General features: G+C 50.9%; 9 protein-coding genes and 1 other RNA gene. 9 read left to right on the forward strand and 1 reads right to left on the reverse strand.

Features of this window, described 5'->3' with window-relative positions; genetic code table 11:
* Window positions 1–25 precede the first annotated feature (25 nt).
* From ACLU9Q_RS07145 to alaS, 4 genes are all read left to right on the forward strand, one after another.
* Window positions 26–1,717: an AAA family ATPase gene (locus ACLU9Q_RS07145; RefSeq protein WP_296832229.1), complete on the forward strand. Its 1,692-nt coding sequence runs from the start codon at window positions 26–28 to the stop codon at window positions 1,715–1,717.
* A gap of 99 nt (window positions 1,718–1,816) precedes the next feature.
* Entirely contained in the window at window positions 1,817–3,043 is a 1,227-nt protein-coding gene (tyrS, locus tag ACLU9Q_RS07150) for a tyrosine--tRNA ligase (protein WP_296832232.1), read from the forward strand.
* A gap of 11 nt (window positions 3,044–3,054) precedes the next feature.
* Window positions 3,055–3,195: a vanadium nitrogenase gene (locus ACLU9Q_RS07155; protein ID WP_296832235.1), complete on the forward strand. Its 141-nt coding sequence runs from the start codon at window positions 3,055–3,057 to the stop codon at window positions 3,193–3,195.
* A 69-nt stretch (window positions 3,196–3,264) separates the two neighbouring features.
* The gene (alaS, locus tag ACLU9Q_RS07160; protein ID WP_296832238.1) at window positions 3,265–5,904 is read left to right on the forward strand and encodes an alanine--tRNA ligase; all 2,640 of its coding nucleotides are present in this window, start codon (window positions 3,265–3,267) and stop codon (window positions 5,902–5,904) included.
* A gap of 80 nt (window positions 5,905–5,984) precedes the next feature.
* Here alaS and ACLU9Q_RS07165 read toward each other — a convergent pair whose 3' ends face one another.
* Complete coding sequence (locus ACLU9Q_RS07165; protein ID WP_296906133.1) at window positions 5,985–8,033, reverse strand: LTA synthase family protein; 2,049 nt, start codon at window positions 8,031–8,033, stop codon at window positions 5,985–5,987.
* Window positions 8,034–8,254: 221 nt separating this feature from the next.
* On the opposite strand from ACLU9Q_RS07165, the gene ACLU9Q_RS07170 reads away from it, so the two are divergent.
* The 5 genes from ACLU9Q_RS07170 to rnpB all read left to right on the forward strand — a co-directional run bounded on the left by ACLU9Q_RS07170 (window position 8,255) and on the right by rnpB (window position 20,700).
* Entirely contained in the window at window positions 8,255–15,787 is a 7,533-nt protein-coding gene (locus ACLU9Q_RS07170) for an Ig-like domain-containing protein (protein WP_296832243.1), read from the forward strand.
* 91 nt (window positions 15,788–15,878) lie between these two features.
* Window positions 15,879–17,666, forward strand: coding sequence for an O-antigen ligase family protein (locus tag ACLU9Q_RS07175; protein WP_296832247.1), 1,788 nt, complete (start codon window positions 15,879–15,881; stop codon window positions 17,664–17,666).
* 58 nt (window positions 17,667–17,724) lie between these two features.
* Window positions 17,725–18,513 carry a Nif3-like dinuclear metal center hexameric protein gene (locus ACLU9Q_RS07180; protein ID WP_296832251.1) on the forward strand — a complete coding sequence of 263 codons (789 nt, stop codon included), beginning with the start codon at window positions 17,725–17,727 and terminating at the stop codon, window positions 18,511–18,513.
* Window positions 18,514–18,534: 21 nt separating this feature from the next.
* The gene (locus ACLU9Q_RS07185; RefSeq protein WP_296832254.1) at window positions 18,535–20,199 is read left to right on the forward strand and encodes a nucleoside kinase; all 1,665 of its coding nucleotides are present in this window, start codon (window positions 18,535–18,537) and stop codon (window positions 20,197–20,199) included.
* A gap of 134 nt (window positions 20,200–20,333) precedes the next feature.
* Window positions 20,334–20,700, forward strand: an RNA gene (rnpB, locus tag ACLU9Q_RS07190) — RNase P RNA component class A.
* Window positions 20,701–20,750: the final 50 nt, after the last annotated feature.

Below are 20,750 nucleotides of genomic sequence, written 5' to 3' on the forward strand. Positions count from 1 at the left end.
TAGTCTGGAAAGGAGCGTGGATAGAATGGCGAAAGTGAATCTGCCGTATGGCATTGACCTTTTTGAACAGTTGCGTAGCAGGAATTGTTATTACGTGGATAAGACTGGCTTTATCCGGGAATTGTTAAGCGAGGAGTTCACAGTCAACCTGATTGCCAGACCGCGTCGGTTCGGAAAGACTCTTACGATGAGCATGCTTGCAGAATTCTTCGATATCCGTAAGGAAAGCAGGCATAAGTTCGAGGGGCTTGAAATAATGAAGTATGCAGATTTCTGTGCGGAATGGATGAACCAGTGGCCGGTACTGTTCCTGACGCTGAAGGATGTGCAGGGAAGATCCTTTGACAGCGCGTATGGGATGGTTCAGTTTGTTATTTCATCTGTCTGTGGTGAACATGATTATTTGTCAGACAGTGACAAAGTGTCAGAAGCAGATAAGAGAGTTTTTCATCGATTGCTGGAGCAGTCCGGGACATCTACCGATGTAAAAACTGCTTTATTCGTCTTAATGCGTATGATGAAAGCGCATTACGGTAAAGAGGTAATCTTACTCATTGATGAGTATGATGTTCCACTGGCGAAAGCCAGTGATAATGGGTACTATGGGGAGATGTTGGAGGTGATACGCAGTCTGCTGGGAATGACGTGGAAATCCAATCCGAATTTAAAATTCGCTGTGGTAACCGGCTGTCTCAGGATTGCGAAGGAGAGTATTTTTACAGGAGCAAACAATTTTATTTCCAATTCAATATCCGATAAAAAATACCGGGATTACTTTGGATTTAGCGAGCCGGAGGTGACGGCGTTGCTGGAAACTGCAGGGCTGCAGGACGCCCTGACCGAAATGAAAAAGTGGTATGACGGGTATTGTTTCGGTGGAAAAGAAATATACTGCCCATGGGATGTGATAAACCATGTCAGGGCTTTGATGACTGATCAGACCGCGAAGCCGGGAAATTACTGGATCGACACAAGTCACAATAACATCATCCGGCGTTTTATCGACCATCCGCAGATCAACGTCAACGAGAAGTTTGAAATACTGCTCTCCGGCGGCGTGATCCAGGAGCCAATTCGCGAGGATCTGACTTACGATATTGCCCATTCCACAGAGGATAACCTGTGGAGCATTTTGTATCTGACCGGATATCTGACACAGGTTCCACCGGGAAAACTTCCCAAGGGAATACAGCCGGAGGACGGAAAAGTGGCGCTGCGCATTCCGAATGAGGAAGTGAAGTCGGTGTTTGGCAGCACGGTGAAAAAGTGGTTTGAGGAAAAAATTGCGGCACAGGACCGCACTGCTCTGTTTGAAGCCTGGTGGGGCGGCGACGCGGAAAAGCTGACGCAGGAGATCACGGATATCTTATTTGATACGATCAGTTATTTTGATTATAAAGAGGATTACTACCATGCGATGGTCACGGGCATGTTCCTGGGCGCAGGATATGCGGTGAAGTCAAATTCAGAAGCCGGGACCGGCCGGGCAGACGTCATTATAAAAGAGCAGCGGCGCAGGCGCGCGCTTGTGATCGAGGTAAAATGGCCCGGAAAGAAAGAAAACGGGAACAGCCTGGAAAAAGAGTGTGCGGACGCACTGCAGCAGATCGAGAAGAAGCAGTACAGGAAAAACCTTGAGCTTGAAGGGTATAAGACCGTGCTGTGCTATGGTGCGGCGTTCCAGGGGAAAACCTGCCTGATAAAGACAGCAGGCTGATAAGGGAAGGCGGAACGGCAGCCGTGTTTTTGCTTGCATTCTGGCGTCCGGCGTGCTATAGTAAGGGATAGTTTAATGGAAAATCCGAGGAGAACAGTTATGGGAATCTACGAAGAACTGGTTGCCCGCGGTCTGATCGCGCAGGTGACAAATGAAGAAGAAATCAAAAAGATGGTCAACGAGGGCAAGGCGACCTTTTACATCGGCTTCGATCCAACGGCAGACAGCCTGCATGTCGGTCATTTTATGGCGCTCTGTCTGATGAAGCGTCTGCAGATGGCGGGAAACCGTCCGATCGCGCTGCTCGGAGGCGGTACCGGCATGGTGGGCGATCCGTCCGGCAGGACCGATATGCGTAAAATGATGACCACAGAGACCATCAATCACAATATTGAGTGCTTCAAAAAGCAGATGAGCCGTTTCATCGAATTCGGCGAGGGCAAGGCGCTAATGGTGAACAACGCCGACTGGCTGACGAACCTTAATTATATCGAATTTCTGCGCGAGGTGGGACCGCATTTCTCGGTCAATAACATGCTGCGCGCGGAGTGCTACAAGCAGAGGATGGAAAAGGGCTTAAGCTTCCTTGAATTTAACTACATGATCATGCAGAGCTACGATTTCCTGGAGCTCTACGAGCGTTACGGCTGCAACATGCAGTTCGGCGGCGATGACCAGTGGAGCAATATGCTCGGCGGCACGGAGCTGATCCGCCGCAAGCTCGGAAAGGACGCTCACGCGATGACGATCACGCTGCTCTTAAATTCCGAGGGCAAGAAAATGGGCAAGACGCAGTCCGGTGCGGTGTGGCTTGATCCGAACAAGACCTCTCCGTATGAATTCTACCAGTACTGGAGAAACGTGGCAGATGCCGACGTTTTAAAATGCATCCGTATGCTCACCTTCCTTCCGCTCGAAGAGATCGACGCGATGGACAAGTGGGAGGGCAGTCAGCTCAACAAAGCGAAGGAGATCCTGGCATACGAGCTGACAAAGCTTGTGCACGGAGAGGAAGAGGCAAAGAAAGCGGACGAGGCGGCGAAGGCGCTGTTTGCGGGCGGCGGCAAGAGTGAAAACGTGCCGACTACCACATTCCCGAAGGCGGAGCTTGACGCCGGAAAGGACATTTTAAGCCTTCTGGTGGAGACGAAGCTTTCTGCGAGCCGTTCCGAGGCAAGAAGACTGGTGCAGCAGGGCGGCGTTACCGTAAACGACGTGAAGGTGACGGCGATCGACCGCGTATTCACGACGGCGGACATGGACGACGACGGCGTGCTGCTGATTAAAAAAGGAAAAAAGGGGTATCATCAGATTAAAGCAGAATAGGAGGTATTCTCATGGCTTTTGTAACGTATCTTATTCAGATGGTAGTAAAAATGATCCTGGTCGGCGCGGCATCGTTTGGCGGCATCCGGCTGGGTAAGTTTCTGCGGGACCGCAAGGATGCAAAGACGGCTGCGGAAGCGGGAAATAAATAGCGTCTGCGCGGGGAAAAGAATGCGCCTGTCCGCAAGATGGATGCAATGTGATTTTGAGGAGGAAAGATTGTGAAACAATACGGTGTGAATGAACTTAGAAAGATGTTTTTGGATTTTTTCCAGAGCAAAGGTCATCTGGCAATGAAGAGCTTTTCTCTGGTTCCGCACAATGATAAGAGCCTTCTGCTCATCAATTCCGGTATGGCTCCCTTAAAGCCGTACTTTACGGGAGCGGAGATCCCGCCGCGCAGAAGGGTGACGACCTGTCAGAAATGTATCCGTACCGGCGATATCGAGAACGTTGGCAAGACGGCGCGCCACGGCACTTTTTTTGAGATGCTCGGAAACTTCTCCTTCGGGGATTACTTCAAGCACGAGGCGATCGCCTGGTCCTGGGAATTTCTCACGGAGGTGGTAGGTCTGGATGCGAACCGTCTGTACCCGTCGGTCTATCTGGAGGACGACGAGGCGTTTGATATCTGGAATAAGGAAATCGGCATTCCGGCGGAGCGCATTTTCCGCTTTGGAAAAGAGGACAACTTCTGGGAGCACGGAGCAGGCCCCTGCGGTCCCTGTTCTGAGATCTACTACGACCGCGGCGAGAAATACGGCTGCGGAAAGCCGGGCTGTACGGTCGGCTGCGACTGCGACCGCTACATGGAAGTGTGGAACAACGTGTTTACGCAGTTTGAGAACGACGGAAACGGCAACTACGAGGAGCTGCAGCAGAAGAACATCGACACCGGCATGGGGCTGGAGCGTCTGGCGGTTGTCGTGCAGGACGTAGATTCCATTTTCGACGTGGATACCATTGAGGCACTGCGCAACAAGGTATGTGAGTTTGCGCACACCGAATACAAGAAGGACGAAAACAAGGATGTTTCCATCCGTCTGATCACCGACCATATCCGCTCCGCTACCTTTATGATCTCGGACGGAATCATGCCGACGAACGAGGGCAGAGGTTATGTGCTCCGCCGTCTGATCCGTCGTGCGGCGCGCCACGGAAGACTTTTGGGCATTTCCGGCAAATTCCTGTCCGAGCTGAGCGCGACGGTGATCGAAGGCTCAAAGGATGGCTATCCGGAGCTGGAGGAAAAGAAAGACTTTATCTTCAAGGTGCTGACGCAGGAGGAAGATAAATTTAATAAGACCATCGACCAGGGCTTAAGCATTCTTTCCGGCATGGAGAGCAAAATGGAAGCGGAGGGCACAAAGACGCTGGCAGGAAAAGATGCGTTTACCCTGTACGATACCTACGGCTTCCCGCTCGATCTGACAAAGGAGATCCTGGAAGAGAAGGGCTACGCTATCGACGAGGACGGCTTTAAGGCGGCGATGGAGGAGCAGCGCACCAAGGCGCGGAATGCCCGTGAGGTGACAAACTACATGGGCGCTGACGCCACTGTTTACGATGAGATCGACCCGTCCGTAACGACAGAGTTTGTCGGTTACGACAGTCTGGAGGATACTTCGAAGATTACGGTTCTGACGACCGATAAGGAAATCACTGAGGCGGTTTCCGACGGCGAGCACGCTACGATTTTTGTGGAGAAGACGCCGTTCTACGCTACTATGGGCGGACAGGAGGGCGATACCGGCGTCATCCGCACAGCAGATGCCGAGTTTGCGGTGGAGGATACCATCAAGCTGCTCGGCGGTAAGATCGGCCACGTTGGAAAAGTGACAAAGGGTATGTTCAAGGTGGGCGATGAGGTGACGCTCTCCGTTTCACCGAAAAAGCGCGCGGATACCTGTAAAAACCACAGCGCGACGCATCTTCTTCAGAAAGCGCTCAAAACAGTGCTTGGTGCGCATGTAGAGCAGAAGGGGTCTCTTGTCACACCGGACAGACTGCGCTTTGACTTTGCGCATTTCGCACCGATGACGGCGGAGGAGATCGCAAAGACGGAGGCGCTGGTAAACGAGCAGATCGCTGCTTCCCTGCCGGTTGTCACACAGATCATGAATCTTGAGGAAGCAAAGAAAACCGGCGCGATGGCGCTGTTTGGTGAGAAATACGCGGAGGACGTGCGCGTGGTTTCCATGGGCGATTTTTCCAAGGAGCTTTGCGGCGGTACCCATGTTGCCAACACGGGCGTGATCACCACGTTTAAGATCGTTTCCGAATCCGGCATTGCGGCCGGCGTGCGCCGTATCGAGGCGCTCACGGGCGACGGCGTATTTGCATATTATCACAATCTGGAGCAGCAGCTTGCGGAGGCGGCGAAGGCGGTAAAGGCAACGCCGGCAACCCTGCTCGACCGTCTGCATCATCTTACGGAGGAGCTGAAGACGGCGCAGAGCGAGGTGGAATCCTTAAAGAGTAAGCTTGCAAAGGATGCGCTCGGCGATGTGATGGATAACGTGAAGGAAGTAAAGGGTGTTAAAATGCTTGCGGCGTCTCTGGAGGGTGTGGATATGAACGGTCTGCGCGACCTTGGCGACCAGTTAAAGGAAAAGCTTGGAGAGGGCGTGATCGTCCTGGCGAGTGTCAACGATGGAAAAGTGAGCCTTCTCTCCATGGCGACAGACGGCGCACAGAAGGCAGGCGCGCACGCAGGCAACCTCATTAAGGGCATTGCGGCTCTTGTCGGCGGAGGCGGCGGCGGTCGTCCGAATATGGCGCAGGCAGGCGGTAAGAATCCGGCAGGTGTAAAAGACGCCCTTGCAAAGGCGGCTGAGGTGCTGGAAAGCCAGATAAAATAGATATGTAAAAAACTGACAGGGAACAGCTTTTATAACAGCGTTCCCTGTCAGTTTTTTTGTTGCTGTTTACATGAATAATATTACTCTGTCAGCAGCTCGTAGAAGCCCTCCGGACGGTTTTTGACATCCTTGATGTTATTGTAGAGGAGACTGCAGTATTCCTGTACTGTTTCATAATAGGGGGAGGAGGTGTCGTCCTTCGTGTAGAAGCCGCCGTCGGCTCCCCAGTAGCCGTTTGCGGTAAATACTGGCACTTCTTTGGCGAAATCCAGCAGGTATTTCTGGTAGCCTGTCATCGGAAGGCCGCAGTTTTCAAACAGGATGCTTGAAAGGAAATTCATGCTTGTTTTTTCGTACTCCTTTACCGGCAGGTCATAATTCGACCAGAGAATAAAGGGAATCGCATAGCGCTTCATCATTTCCTCCTCATCCCAGTTTTCATAAGCTCCGTCGGTGATGCTGTTCAGAAAATCTGTTTCCATATTCGGCTGATGGTCGCCGAGATACAAAATGACGGTCGGATCGTCCACCTGTGAGAAATAACCGGTCAGCTCCTCAAACGCTTCATCAGAATGCTTGATACAGTTCAGATACTGCTCCGCCTCGGCGCTCGGATGCTCCGGCAGCTTGATAGTATCCTGCAGATTCGTCGGCTTCTTTTTGTAGCCGCTGTGGTTCTGCATCGTCATCGTGTAGAAGAGGAACGGCTGGTCAGAATCGGTTTTTGCCTCCTCATATTTCCGGATGATCATATTATTTACCTCAGCATTTGAGATATATCCCCGAATGCGCTCCGCATCCTCCGGGAAATCCGGCGTGCTTAAATAGGTCTGGAAGCCGAGCAGCGGGTAGGCCGTCAGACGCCCGTAGTTGCTGGCGGCGTAGGGGTGAACAGCAATCAGCCCCTGGTAGCCCAGATCCGCACAGTCCGAAACCAGAGAGGACATTTTCTGCTTCAGATAAGCCTGGAAAGCAATGCAGTTCTGCGGGAGAAGGGCAATGCTGTTTCCGGTCAGCACCTCAAACTCTGAATTCGCCGTGCCGCCGCCGAGCACGGAGGCGTAGGTATAGCCGTGGATGGTATTTTCCTGCAGGCTGTGGATGTACGGCATATAATCAGTATTCGCTTCCAGATCGCCGAGAACGCCAAGGTCCGAAAATGCCTCGTCGATGATTACGATGATATTCGGGTAATCATCGGAGGCTACCGCTTTATCGCTGGGATAGTTCTCTGTGATCTGCGCGATCTGCTGTGCGGAATAGTCTTCCGGTTTGTCAATGTTCATATACTGGATGCTGCGGATGATGGTAACATATGTACCGTTCGAATTGTAGCCAGCCAGCGGCTTGAACATGCTTAAATGGATATCGCGGCTTTCCAGATAGTCTGAGAATACAAAAATCTTTCCCCAGATCGCGATGATGATGCAGCTGATGCCTGCAAAGACAAGCCTGCGTTTTGCGGAAAACAGGCGCGTTTTTCCGAGACAGCGGAAGAAAAACAGGTACACAAGCCCCGCCTGCACTGCAAACAGACAGATGTAGTTAGGCTTGTAGGAGTAATCTCCTGCCACGGCAGCGGCGGTCCGCAGGGAATAAAAATCGGACGCCAGGATCGGAATATCGCGGAACCGGGTCACGTAAAAATTGGCGACGCAAAAGATAATGCTGATCCAGATAAGCAGATTGCAGGAGATCCTGATGCTGTTTGTGATTATCAGGAAAACGAGCAGGATCATTGCCGCAGCCAGGACATTATAAAAAATAATCTCCGGGGAATGCGCAAGGTTCCGGTAATTTCTTGGCAAATAGTTTTTTGGTATGGAATGCGTGATCACATAGGTAAACGCAAACGCAATGCAGGGCGTAAGCACCATGACTGCAATGCTAAGAGGACGGGCAAACTTTGCCAGAAGCAGTGTGATGCGGCTGCGGAAAAAGAGCAGCACCATCCCTGCAAGAAATACCAGAATTTCGGCGGCAAGCAGAAACGGCCGCAGCGTCAGAGCGCCGGTTTCCTTGTCTGTCTTACAATAAAGCTCCGGGTGGAGCATGCAGTAGGCAAAAAGCCCCACAAACAACAGAAACAGCAGAATATCATATATTTTTGTCAATTTTGTTTTCCACATGATGTTTCTCCTTTAAAAGTATATCCTTTCATACAAAATTATATTGTATCATACAGCTCCCTTAATGTCATTTGTAAAATTTCACAAAAATACCGGACGGATCGATTTTGCAATTGCGACAAAAATAAATAAAAAATTTACAGAAATAGGAATTAAGTTGACCGGGATATCAAAAAGAGGTAAAATAAATATATTAAATTTTGAGGGAGGAAAAGAGAAGTATGAGGAAACGGCGATTGGCGTTTTTGATGGCTCTGGTAATGACATTTACCAGTGTGGATTCATCAGCATTACTTGTCAGCGCTGCAGATGCGTCGGCAGCGGAGGAAATCTCCGTGGAAAACGCAGAGGCGGTTCCAGCAGAGGAAGCCGCGCCGCAGGCGGAAGCGGTGCCTGAACAGGCAGCTGTGGAAAGTGCAGAGGAAGCGGCGCCTGAACAGGCAGCGGGAATAGCACCCGAACAGGCAGCAGAGAGCGCAGAGGAAGCAGCGCCTGAACAGGCAGCAGAGGAAGCGGCGCCCGAGCAGGCGGCAGAGGGTGCAGAGGAAGCAGCTCCTGAGCAGGCAGCAGAAGGTGCAGAGGAAACGGCGCCCGAACAGACTGCAGAGGAAATGCTATCGGAAGAGCAGGCGGCGGAACCTGCGGAGGAAGCAGAGCCGGAAGGCGCAGAGGAAGAGCTGATCATTGGCGAAGAGGGAACCGTCGACAGTTCTGCTGTGGAAATGGAGGCTTACACAGTTGACGCACAGAGCGTATCCGATGAGCATACCATCGTGGGGATGTCTGTGGTGCAGAAAGGACAGACAGCGTTTATAGCCGGGCTTGAGGTGTATTCACCCTCTGGCGCCCAAATTAAAGTGACATATAAGGACGGAAGTGACGCTACAGTAGAATTTAATGAGTTAACTACCGCGGGACATTCTTCCGAGGTAGACGATGCTTATGGAAATACGATTCACACCTATGCGGAGAGTGTTGCGGATAACCCAAGTGTCAGCGTGAACTCTACATTCCTCAGAGGAGATTATAAAGCGATATTTTCCTGCTGGGGCGTAAGGGCGGAATATCAGATTTCAACTGTTGATCTGGTGGAATCAGATAGCTATAAAGGAATACTGCAGGAGGGAACTACGTCTGGTGTCAGCAGTCCATGGAAGCAGTATGCCTATTATTCTTTTACTCCGTCTCAGACGGGAGCGTGGGTAATTGACGGCGCAGATGGTATGACCGTATACGAGAAGGAGGAAGACAATTATCAAGATGTAAGTTCACTGGGTGGCAATAAATATATGCTGTCAGCAGAAAAAAATTATTGCATTGCATTTTACAGTGGAAGTGCAACCGGGTCAGACACGCGAAGGATCAGCATAAAAAATATACCCATATTAACTTCGGTGAGTATATCGGGTCAACCGGTGAGCAGATGTATAGTAGGCGATAGCAAAACAGTTCTGGAGGGGGCAAAGGTTACCTTTTTCTATGATAATGGAACTAAAAAGACCGTCCAGGCAGATTATAGCTGGGCAGAGGACTCCTATGGAAATGTTGTACACATAAGGTTTGTTGATGAGAGCGGGGAATACATTTACAATGTGGCTGAGCTTAGCGTGGGTACGTATACCGCGCAGGCATACTCCGAAGATATTGTACAATATGAAGAATACGTGCTATATGAATACGACTTTACTGTGAATGACCTGAAGCGGGCGGAAACGCCTCTGTCTTTGGGAGAAAACACAGAAATAGAAGGCGGAGAATCGTATGACGTCTATTATGAATTCCGGCCGGAGAGGAGCGGCAGGTACGCATTTGCGGGCTTTGAAAACACAAAGATATTAAAAGGAACGGATACAGGGTATGAGGAGATATCCTGGAGAGATTCTAATTATCGCAGATATGACTATGATCTTGAGGCGGATGAAACCTATTATGTAGGCGTATGCGGTGAATCGGAAGATGCGGTATTAAAGGTTCAGTATATTCCGGTCCTTACGAGCATGTCTATGAAGCAGAGTGGGCAGACAACGTTTATAGCCGGGCTTGAGTACTATCAGGTTGACGGTGCCATAATTACTCTGACCTATGACGATGGAAGCAGCGCTGCGGTAGAATTTGCCGAAGGGTATTCCTGGGCAGAGGATAATTATGGGAATAGCATTTACGTCGATGTGTATGCGCAGGATGATACGGACAGAATAAGTCCATACTCTGTAGGCAATTATTTGCCGGTTGGAGAGTATGTTGCGGAGTTTACCTGCGGGGAAAAAAGCACGGGTTATGCGATCGAGGCCGTCAATCTGACAGCGTCGGATAGATACAAAGGCGAACTCACAGAAGGTAAAGATATTACGGTCAGCAGCCCGCAGAGCCGGGTGTACTGGTATACTTTTACACCTTCAAAGGACGGAACATGGTACTTTGGCGGGGTATACAATATGGACATATACAAAAGGGCAGAAGAAGACTATTTGTATGTGTATTCAGTATCGGGCAGCAAATATAGATTATCAGTGGGAACAGAATACTATATTGCATTTTACACCTATGAAGGATGTGGAGAGTCGGAAGAACGGACAATTTCTATAGCATATCAGCCAACGCTTACATCTGTTGAGGTATCCGGGCAGCCGACGAGCTGGCGCGTGGGAGATGACGGCGGTGTGTTGGCCGGGGCGACGGTTACCTTTGGCTATGACAATGAAGAGAGCCAGATTATTCAGGCAGAAGATTATGATGCGACAGATTCTTATGGAAACACAGTGAACATAAGGTTTGTAAAGGCAGACAATGAGTATACCTGGAATGTATCAGGGCTTCAGCCTGGCGACTATACGGCACAGGTATACGCGAGTGGAACGGTGTGGCAGGAGTATCTTTTCACGGTGGAGGATCTGGAACTGGCAGGATCATTGGCTGAGGGAGAGAATGCAGGTCTGGCAGGCGGTGATGAATATACATATTATTCGTTCAGGCCGGGCAGGAGCGGCGGATATGCCTTTAATGGCTTTCAGTATCTGAAGGTTTTGAAAGTGACGGATACAGGGTATGAGACGATATACTCGAGGAGCGAAGATTCTTATAGCCGTCAATATATCTATGAACTGGAAAGTGAGATCACCTATTATGTAGGAGTACGCGGAAATTCAGATTCGTCGGTACTGAATATCCGTTATCTTCCAAAGATTCTGTCTGCAGAAGCACATCCTGCCAGAACAGAGTTTATAGCGAACTTCTGGCAAACAGTGTATTATGATGGATTATCTGTGACATTGAATTATGAAGAAGGAATTCCGGCGGAGACGGTAACGTATAACAACGGAAGTATGCAGGATTCCTATGGAAATACCTTCCGGCTTTCAATGTATGACCAGAATGATGAGTATGTAAGCGAATGGAGCGAGCAGCCTTCCGGCGAATACACCATTCGGATAGTTGATATCAAAAACTGGGAGACTCTGTGCAGTTATACGGTTTCTATGAAACCCATTGACGAGTTTGAATGGGAAACGGTCTCTCTGGGAAGCCAGAGGGTAGATGTCAGCAGGAATGGGGAAACTACATTTTACAGATTTAAAGCAGAAAAAGGAAGATACTTCTTCAAATGTGATAGTGATGTAGGGATAAGTCTGTACACACTCGCTGGGGAAAATCTTGAATTTGAAGATTCGGGATGGAGAACATTAAGTAGTTTGCTTAATGCAGAAGAATATTATCTGAGAGTATATTCTTATGAGGATACGCCTGTAACGACCAACCTTACGATTGAAGCCGTGCCGGAAGTTACCGGCATCGAGACGCTGGGCGTATCGGAGAGTCTGCAGTATATCGAGAAATTTGAAGAGATCAACCCGTCGGAGTTTCGGGTAAGGATCGTGTATTCTGACGGAAAGACTTACGATACTTCGGTGTATGGTTATGATTCCTATGATAATTGGGTAAGGGCGTCCATATACAGAAGCGGCGCAGTGGAAGAAGGAGAAGTGGAGGCGGATGTTCCCGGCGATTATGTCTTGCGGATTACCTGCGGGGAAGCGTATACGGACATTCCGTTTAAGGTGGTCTCGCTGGAGAACGCCTGCCAGGGAACGATCACTTTGGGCGAACCGGCGAAGCTTTCGATGAACCAGGGGAAAGCGCTGTATGCATTCCAGGCGGAGAATGCCGGAAAATATGAGCTGGAGTTTAACCTTCCGGTGGATAATATTCAGGCTCTGAGCAAGGCGGGGAACCGTGCGCAGGTAAGCAGTACCTCCAGATACGGGAGCGTGCTTCTGGCGGCGGAGCCGGATACCTATTATATATACCTGAAGGCTCCGGAAGGATATCAGACGTTGGAGGCGGAGCTTACAGCGAAGAGCAATATTGAAAAAATTGTTCTGAATGCTCTGAAGAAGGAATATATTGCCGGACTGGAGGACTTTAGCGGACAAGATGTGAAGGCAACGGTTACCTATTCAGACGGCACGGTAAGTACTGCAAAGGAGTATGCAGATCTGCAGGGAAATACGCTGCGGTACCGGGTAGAGAAGGACGGCGATGAGTATCATAGTGGAGATGCGCTTCCTATCGGAACGTATAGCGTTGTTCCGTATCTGTCTTTTGGCTCCGGAAGCGCAATTGAAACGGAGAAGATCGCAGTAGAGCCGGTAACGGTGCAGAGTGTAAGGGTGGATGCAGGCAGTCTTCCGGTAATACGGCAGGATGAGCCGCAGATTATCTCTTATGGTTATCGCACAACGATGTATTCCTTCACGGCTGCTGAAGCTGGAAAATATGAAGTGCAGTATAACGGTATAGCCAACTGCTACTTCTATTATGACGAAGAGAACGGTCTGCGTGAGGCTGGCGAACGCATTTCTCTGCAGAAGGATCAGACCTGTGTGCTGGTATGCACTACCAATATCGCAACGGAAATCTGTGCGAAGAAAGTCGGGGAAGCGGAGAATCCGGAAAAGCCAATTGTCCTGAAGCCGGATCAGAAAGCGACAGTGACGGTCAGCAAGGATCATTCCAGGGCGGAATTCACCTTCACTCCGGAAGAGGATGGAAGGTATGGTTTCAGCGGCGAAGGAGATGACGTAATTGCTCAAGTGGAACTATATCACAACGGGGGATATTTGGCAGAAGCTGAAGGAGAGGGAGAATTCTATCTGGCGTATGACCTGAAAGCGGGAGAAACCTATACATACTATATGGATACAAATGTATGGTGGGCAGCTTCGGGGCAAACTTTCAGCTTTTCCGTTCTTCTCAGCAAGGCTGTGGAGAAAGAAATAACAGAGGTCGAGATTTTAGGAGATGAGAAAGACTACACGATATTCCAGGATGCTTCGGATGTATTTAAGATTCAGGTAACTTATGAGGATGGATTACAGGAACAGATGAGCCTGTACACTTACAGGGATAGCTACGGAAACCGTTTTGAATCGAATGCAGAACAGCGCGTTGATGGAGCACTCATCTGGGTGCTTTACCGGAAGGAATCCGCGGGCGACTGGAATGAGGAAACCAGGACCGTAAAACGGAGAGGGGTTTCTGATTTTGAAGAAATTGCGGCAGGCGGAAGTGAGAGTATTTCAGCAGACCTGACTCCGAATAAGGAGTATAACAGATATTATTCCTTTGTCCCGCAGGAGAGCGGTGAATACGCATTTAGCCTTGGGGCAGGTACGGAGAAATATGGAAGCTGGGCTAACGTGATCCAGGTTGATGGACGCGGGAATTACGAGTACCTGGATACGGATTATTCGACGTCGTCAGGCGAAAACGTATGCTCTGTATGGCTGGAGGCCGGAAAGCAGTATGTGATCCGTGTATCTGCACAGGTATACGGGGAAGAAGACGAAACAATTGCTTTCTCCACGACACTTGGCAACAGAAAGCTGAAGCGCCTTACAGGACTGTCCGTGGTCAAACAGCCTGTGAATCCGACGGTGGTCAGCGGAACGTTTGTGGCAGAGGCTAACGGCCTGCAGGTAAAGGCGACCTATGAAGACGGAAGCGAGGAGCTTCTGGAAATGGGAGACAAAGACTCCGACGGAAGATATCTGCGCTGGGAGGGTGCATGGATCAATAATGAGACCTATCGTATGTACATTTTCCTTGGACAGTTCCGGACCCATACAGATCTGACGGCGGTAAGCGCGGATAACCTTAAGGATCTGGAGGAAAACAAGGAAAATCCATTGACGCCCGGAAGCCGGAACGATTTCCGGTTTGCGCCGGAAAACACCGGAGCGTACGTATTTGGCTTTACTTCCGCAAATGGCGGAAGGACGTATGTAATTTGTGAGGAAGACGAGACGTCTCTCGGCAATGGAATATATGGTTATTATTATCTGGAAGCAGGAAAGCACTATATCGTTTCCGCAAGGGAATTTACAGAAGCCTGCAGTCTGATCGTGACTTACAGCGAATGCGTCTGGACTGTTACAGAAAGAAAAGAGCCGACCTGTGAGGAGGCGGGTCTGATAAAAGAAACTTGCCGGCTCCATGGCGATACCAGAGAAACAATTCTGCCGGCGCTTGGCCACGTATGGGGCGAATGGCAGGTAACGACATCGGCTACCTGTGCAAAGGCAGGCGAGAAGGTACGGACCTGCAGCAGATGCGCAGAAACGGAAAAAGAGACGATCAGCGCGACTGGAAAGCACACCTACCAGTGGATCACGGACAAGAAGGCGACCTGCGGCGCAGCGGGCAGCAGGCATGAGGAGTGTACTGTTTGCCATGCGAAGAAGAAGGCAGTGGCGATCAGCGCGACCGGAAAACACACCTATCAGTGGATCACAGATAAAAAAGCGACCTGCGGCACAGCGGGCAGCAAGCATGAGGAGTGTAAGATCTGCCATACGAAGAAGAAGGCAGTGGCGATCAAGGCGACGGGCTCGCATAAGTACGGCGCATGGAAGACGGTCAAGGCGGCAACTGCACTGGCGGCAGGCTCAAAGAAGCGGACCTGCAGCGTGTGCAAGAAGGCTGAGACAGCCACGATCGCGAAGCTGAAAAGATACGTCAACCTCACGGCAAACAGCCTTACGCTGAAGGTAAAACAGTCCACAACGAAGTTCAAAGTAACCGGCATGGCAAAGGGAGACTATCTGAAATCGGTGGTATCCTCAAATACAAAGGTTCTGAGGGTTTCCGGCGTCAACAAGAACGGCAGCGTGAAGCTGACGGCACTGAATAAGACCGGCACGGTAAATCTGACCTTTACGCTGGCGAGCGGAGCGAAAAAGACGATTAAGGCAAAGGTTCAGAAGGGCGCGGTGAAGACGACGTCGATTAACGGTGTGAAGAAAACAGCGACGGTAACGCAGGGCAAGACCTTAAAGCTTACTCCGTCTCTCCTGCCGGTAACCAGCGTGGAAAAGATCACCTACACGTCCTCCAACAAGAAGGTTGCCACGGTATCCTCCAAGGGCGTCGTTAAGGGCGTGAAGGCAGGAACGGCGAAGATCACCGTAAAGGCAGGATCGAAGAAATTTATCTGCACGGTAAAAGTACAGGGGATAAAGACGACAAGCCTGAAAAATGTGCCGAAAACGTATTCTCTGAAGGTGAAAAAGACGTATACCTTAAAGCCGACGAGAGTACCGGCGGCAAGCAAGGATACCATTTCGTACAGCAGCTCAAATAAGAGCATTGCGACGGTGGATTCCAAGGGCAAGATTACCGCGAAGAAAAAGGGAACGGCTGTGATTACGGTAAAATGCGGAAGTGCGGTCGCAACCTGCAAGGTTACTGTAAAATAAGCGATTTTAGAGAAAGTAACGATGATTTTCCGGTCGCCGGGCTTTAAAAAAGCCCGGCGATCGGTCTGTGGAGGGAAAATTCACGAAAAGCATGAAGAGAAAAGCGCAAATAAAAACAAATGCGGATCTGTGGCCGGGGATAGCTCTGTTTTCCGTATATCCGCTGGTCGTCTCCTGTCAGAAGGTAAAAAACAGCCTGTCCGGGTATGCCTGGTTTTCGGACGAGGACTACTGGTATGATTTCTTTATGTATGCCAAAAGCGCAGTATTTCTGGTACTGGCAGGCTGGATGATCCTGGTCCTGGCGGATCGCATACTGCTCAGAGGGATCAAAAAAACAGGCTGGAAAAGATGGATCCCGCTGATGCTTTATGGAGGGCTGGCGATACTGTCCGCAGCCTGCTCCATAGACAAAAGCCTTTCGTTGAGGGGAATGCTGGAGCAGTATGAGAATATCTGGGTATTGTGCGGATATGGAATTACAGCATTCTACTGCTTTCATGTGGTGGAAAAAACGGAGGACGCCAGAATCCTTCTGGCAGCATTGCTCATCGGGGCCGCTCTTCAGGGAATCCTGGGACTTTTTCAGGCTGCCGGGCTGGATCTTTTGAGTACGCAGCCGGGCAAGGCATATCTGATGATATGGCAGGACGATGCGGTGAAGCAAAATCTGTCCTTTGGATTTTCGGAAAGCGGAAGCCAGAAGGTATATCTCTCACTGTATAATCCCAATTATGCAGCGGTATATCTTATCCTGCTGCTGCCGTCTGCAGCGGCGGGCTTTGCGTGGCTGAAGAAGAGCCGGAAAAAATGGGGCTGTGTTCTTTTGACCGGCGTATTGACAGTCTGCCTTGTGATGAGCGGCTCCAAAACGGGACTCATTTTTCTGGCGGTTATGATAACAGCAGCGGTGCTGTGGGTGTTTCCGAAAAATAAGAGAGGGTGGCTTTCTATCGTCGGCTGCGTATTACTGACGGTGGCAGCAATCGCGCTTTATGACGGGGCGACGGATCATAAGGTGACCGAAGGGATCGCACAGAGCTTTAAGAAAATCTATTATAATATGAGACAGATCGAGCCGATGCAGGATGCGGTAAGAATCCGCTACAAAGGAAAAAATCTGGATCTGAGCGCGGAGCACACGGAAATGGGCGATACCTTAAAAGTAATGGAAGACGGAGAAAGCCGGCTTCCGGTTTACTGGGATATGGAGGAGCAGTGCTTTTTTATTGAGGGCGAAGAATATGCGAATTTAAAATTTGACGCTTATCAGGAGGAGAACCGCAGCTGGGTCATTATGGAGTGGAAGGATGTCGTGTGGCGCTTCTGCCGGGAAGGGGACGGACCTTATGAGTATATAAACCTTTATGGGAAGCCGGATACGATATCCAACGCAGCGACGGTTTTGCCGGGATATGAGCGGGCAATGAGCGGAAGAGGGTATCTCTGGGGAAGGATCATCCCGCTGCTGAAGAACCGGCTGCTTATCGGAACAGGACCGGATACCTTTGTGCTGGCATTTCCGCAGGATGATTATATGATGCGCATAAACACCAGCAAACGGATGCTGATGGAGACGCCGGCAAAAGCCCACAGCATGTACCTGCAGACGGCAGTGCAGACCGGAATCGCATCCCTGATCTGTCTGCTGCTATTTTGGGCGATTTATTTTAAAGAGAGCGTATGCGCGCTCAGAAAAAGAAAAAACAGGGACCATGCCTGGTGGATGGCGGCAGGCATCTGCCTGGGGATCGTGGGATATCTTCTGATGGGGCTTCTGAATGATTCCGTTGTTGCGGTTGCCCCGCTGTTCTGGGGAATGCTGGGCGTCGGCATTGCCTTAAACAGGGATTGCATAAAAAAAGCGGGAAATGCTTGACATATTCCGTCATTAGAACATAGAATGAAACTATGCAGTTCTACAAAGGAGGGAAAGCATGACAGCAAAAGAGTTTATTCAGAAAATAGAAGAGCAGTTCCCGCTCGACAAGGCGGCGGACTGGGATAATTCCGGATTCCAGGCGGGAAGACGCCAGAAGGAAATAAAGAAGGTGCTGATCGCGCTGGATGCGACGGATGAGACAATCGCGCAGGCGGCTGCGTGCGGCGCCGATATGCTGCTTACGCATCATCCGCTCACAATGGAGGGGATAAAAAGCGTTACATCGGAGACCTTAAAGGGCAAAAAGTTTCTGGCGCTGCTTCAGAACGACATCTGCTGCTATGCCTCCCACACCACCTACGACGTGGTGGAGATGGCGGAGCTGGCGGGCAGTATGATGAAGCTGCAGAAGCCGGAGATCTTGGAAATCACCGGGATCGATGGGCAGACCGGACAGTATATGGGCTTCGGCAGAGTCGGTTCTCTGGTGCGCCCGGTTACGCTGCGCGAGTGCGCGGAGCTGGTGAAAACGATTTTTAAGCTGGAAAATGTCAAGATTTTCGGCGATCTGGAGCAGGTCGTGCAGCGCGTGGCGATCTCGCCCGGCTCCGGCAAGAGCATGATAAAGCCTGCCGTGCGCGCGAAGGCGCAGGTGCTGATCACCGGAGACATCGGGCATCACGAGGGCCTTGACGCGATCGACGAGGGCGTGGCGATCATCGACGCCGGACATTACGGGCTGGAGCATATTTTCATCGGACAGATGGAAAAATACCTGCAGAAGCACTGCAAGGGGCTGGAGATCATAACGGCAAAAGAGTGCAGCCCGTTTACCGTTATATAGAAAGGATAGGAGGGAAAGAAAATGAATGATCAGATCACTGTATTCATCAACGGAGAAGAAAAAAGCTACATGGACGGAACCTCTTATCTGGCTGCCGCCAAGGAGTACCAGAAGCAGTACGCGCACGATATCGTGCTTGCGACGGTGGACGGAAAGCTGAAGGAATTAAACAAACGTATGGCAAACGGAGAGCGGATCACGTTTGTGACAGTCGCCGATCCGATGGGCTTTTCGGCATATCGCCGGAGCATGATACTGCTGCTTCTGAAGGCGATCCGTCAGGTGGGCGGCGAGGAGCAGGCGGACCGCGTCTGGATCCATTTTGCGGTCAGTGAGGGACTTTATGTCACGCTGCGCGGGCAGAAGGGCGTTACGGCGAAGTTCCTTCATGAAGTGAAAGCGGCTATGAAGGAGCTTGTGAAGCGCGACATTGTGATCAGTAAGGAAGCGGTGGACACGGACAAGGCGATCGCGCTGTTTGGGCGTCTTGGCATGGAGGATAAGGAAAAGCTGTTCCACTATCGCATGGCTTCCAAGGTAAATACCTACAGTCTGGATGGTTTCTGCGATTATTTTTACGGATATATGGTGCCGGGCAGCGGTTATCTGAAATATTTTGAGCTGTATCCCTGGGATGAGGGCTTTGTCCTGCAGATTCCGACCAGAGAGCAGCCGGAGACGGTGCCGCCGTTTGCGCCGGAGCCGAAGCTGTTCGCTATCCAGAAGGAGTCGATGGAGTGGAGCGAGCTGATGGAGGTTACGACGGCCGGAGACTTGAACGAGCGGGTAGTCACCGGAAAGATCAGTGATCTTATTCTGATACAGGAAGCGCTGCAGGAGAAAAAGATCGCGCAGATCGCCAGTGAGATCGCGGCGGATCCGAAAAAGAAGCTGATCATGATCGCAGGACCGTCGTCTTCGGGAAAAACAACGTTTTCCCACCGGCTGGCGATCCAGCTTGCTGTCAGCGGCATCAAGCCGCATCCGATCCCGATGGATAATTATTTCGTGGACCGTGAGAAGACGCCGCGCGATGAAAACGGAAATTACGATTTTGAGCGCGTGGATGCGCTTGACATCGAGCTGTTTAATCAGAATATGAGTGATCTGCTTGCCGGGAAAGAGGTAGAGCTTCCGGAGTTCGATTTCCGCCTCGGCAAACGCAAATATACGGGGAACCGCCTGCAGCTTGGCGAGAAGGATGTGCTGGTGATCGAGGGCATCCATGCGCTCAACGATCAGCTTTCTCACAGCCTGCCGCGCGAGAATAAGTTTAAGATCTATATCAGTGCGCTCACGCAGCTTAATATTGACGAGCACAACCGCATTCCGACGACGGACGGACGTCTCCTGCGCCGTATCATCCGCGATGCGCGCACGCGGGGGACCTCTGCGAAAAACACGATCGCGATGTGGCCCTCCGTGCGCCGCGGGGAGGAGCAATACATCTTCCCGAACCAGGAGGAGGCGGACGTGATGTTTAACTCCGCGCTTATCTACGAGCTTGCCGTGCTGAAAACTTATGCACAGCCGCTTTTATTTGGCATCGAGCGCACGGCGCCGGAGTACGTGGAGGCGAAGCGCCTGCTCAAATTCCTGGATTACTTTGTGGCGATCCCGGGCGAGAGCATTCCGCAGAATTCGCTGCTGCGCGAGTTTATCGGCGGAGGCTGCTTCGGCGTATAGCAAAGGCGGTCTGTGGTCTGCATGGCTGGCGTGAACAGTAACACGAAAACGTTAATGTTCACTCCGTTCGCAGTAACTTTCGCGAAGCAGGCAGTGGTTGACAGGAAAGCAAATCCGGGATATGATGGTAAATGTGAGTAGAGCAAATGGTCGCGGCTGGCTGTCCGAAAGGTGCCAGACGAGGAAAGTCCGGGCTTCACAGGGCAGGATGCCGGATAACGTCCGGCGGAGGCGACTCCAGAGACAGTGCAACAGAAATGAACCGCCGGCGTGCGCACCCGCAGGGGATGCGCATGTCCGGTAAGGGTGGAAGGGCAGTGTAAGAGACTACCGCCCGTCCGGTAACGGACGGGGCACATGTAAACCTCATCCGAAGCAAGACCGAATCAAAGCATATGGCGGCCCGTCAGCTTTAGGTAGGTCGCTCGAGCCTGGCGGCGACGCCAGGTCTGGATAGATGACCATTCACGACATAACCCGGCTTACCGCTCTGCTCACACATCATTTAGAACAGGTGAATCTTTTCCAGGTCTCGCCGGGAAGAGACAGAT

The organism is Marvinbryantia sp., from assembly GCF_047017445.1.
Classification (GTDB): domain Bacteria; phylum Bacillota; class Clostridia; order Lachnospirales; family Lachnospiraceae; genus Marvinbryantia.

Bases quoted from the DNA above. Each gene is read 5' to 3' on its own strand.
- ACLU9Q_RS07145 (WP_296832229.1), top strand. From the start codon at position 26: ATGGCGAAAGTGAATCTGCCGTATGGCATTGACCTTTTTGAACAGTTG.
- tyrS (WP_296832232.1), top strand. From the start codon at position 1,817: ATGGGAATCTACGAAGAACTGGTTGCCCGCGGTCTGATCGCGCAGGTG.
- ACLU9Q_RS07155 (WP_296832235.1), top strand. From the start codon at position 3,055: ATGGCTTTTGTAACGTATCTTATTCAGATGGTAGTAAAAATGATCCTG.
- ACLU9Q_RS07165 (WP_296906133.1), bottom strand. From the start codon at position 8,033: ATGTGGAAAACAAAATTGACAAAAATATATGATATTCTGCTGTTTCTG.
- ACLU9Q_RS07170 (WP_296832243.1), top strand. From the start codon at position 8,255: ATGAGGAAACGGCGATTGGCGTTTTTGATGGCTCTGGTAATGACATTT.
- ACLU9Q_RS07175 (WP_296832247.1), top strand. From the start codon at position 15,879: ATGAAGAGAAAAGCGCAAATAAAAACAAATGCGGATCTGTGGCCGGGG.
- ACLU9Q_RS07180 (WP_296832251.1), top strand. From the start codon at position 17,725: ATGACAGCAAAAGAGTTTATTCAGAAAATAGAAGAGCAGTTCCCGCTC.
- ACLU9Q_RS07185 (WP_296832254.1), top strand. From the start codon at position 18,535: ATGAATGATCAGATCACTGTATTCATCAACGGAGAAGAAAAAAGCTAC.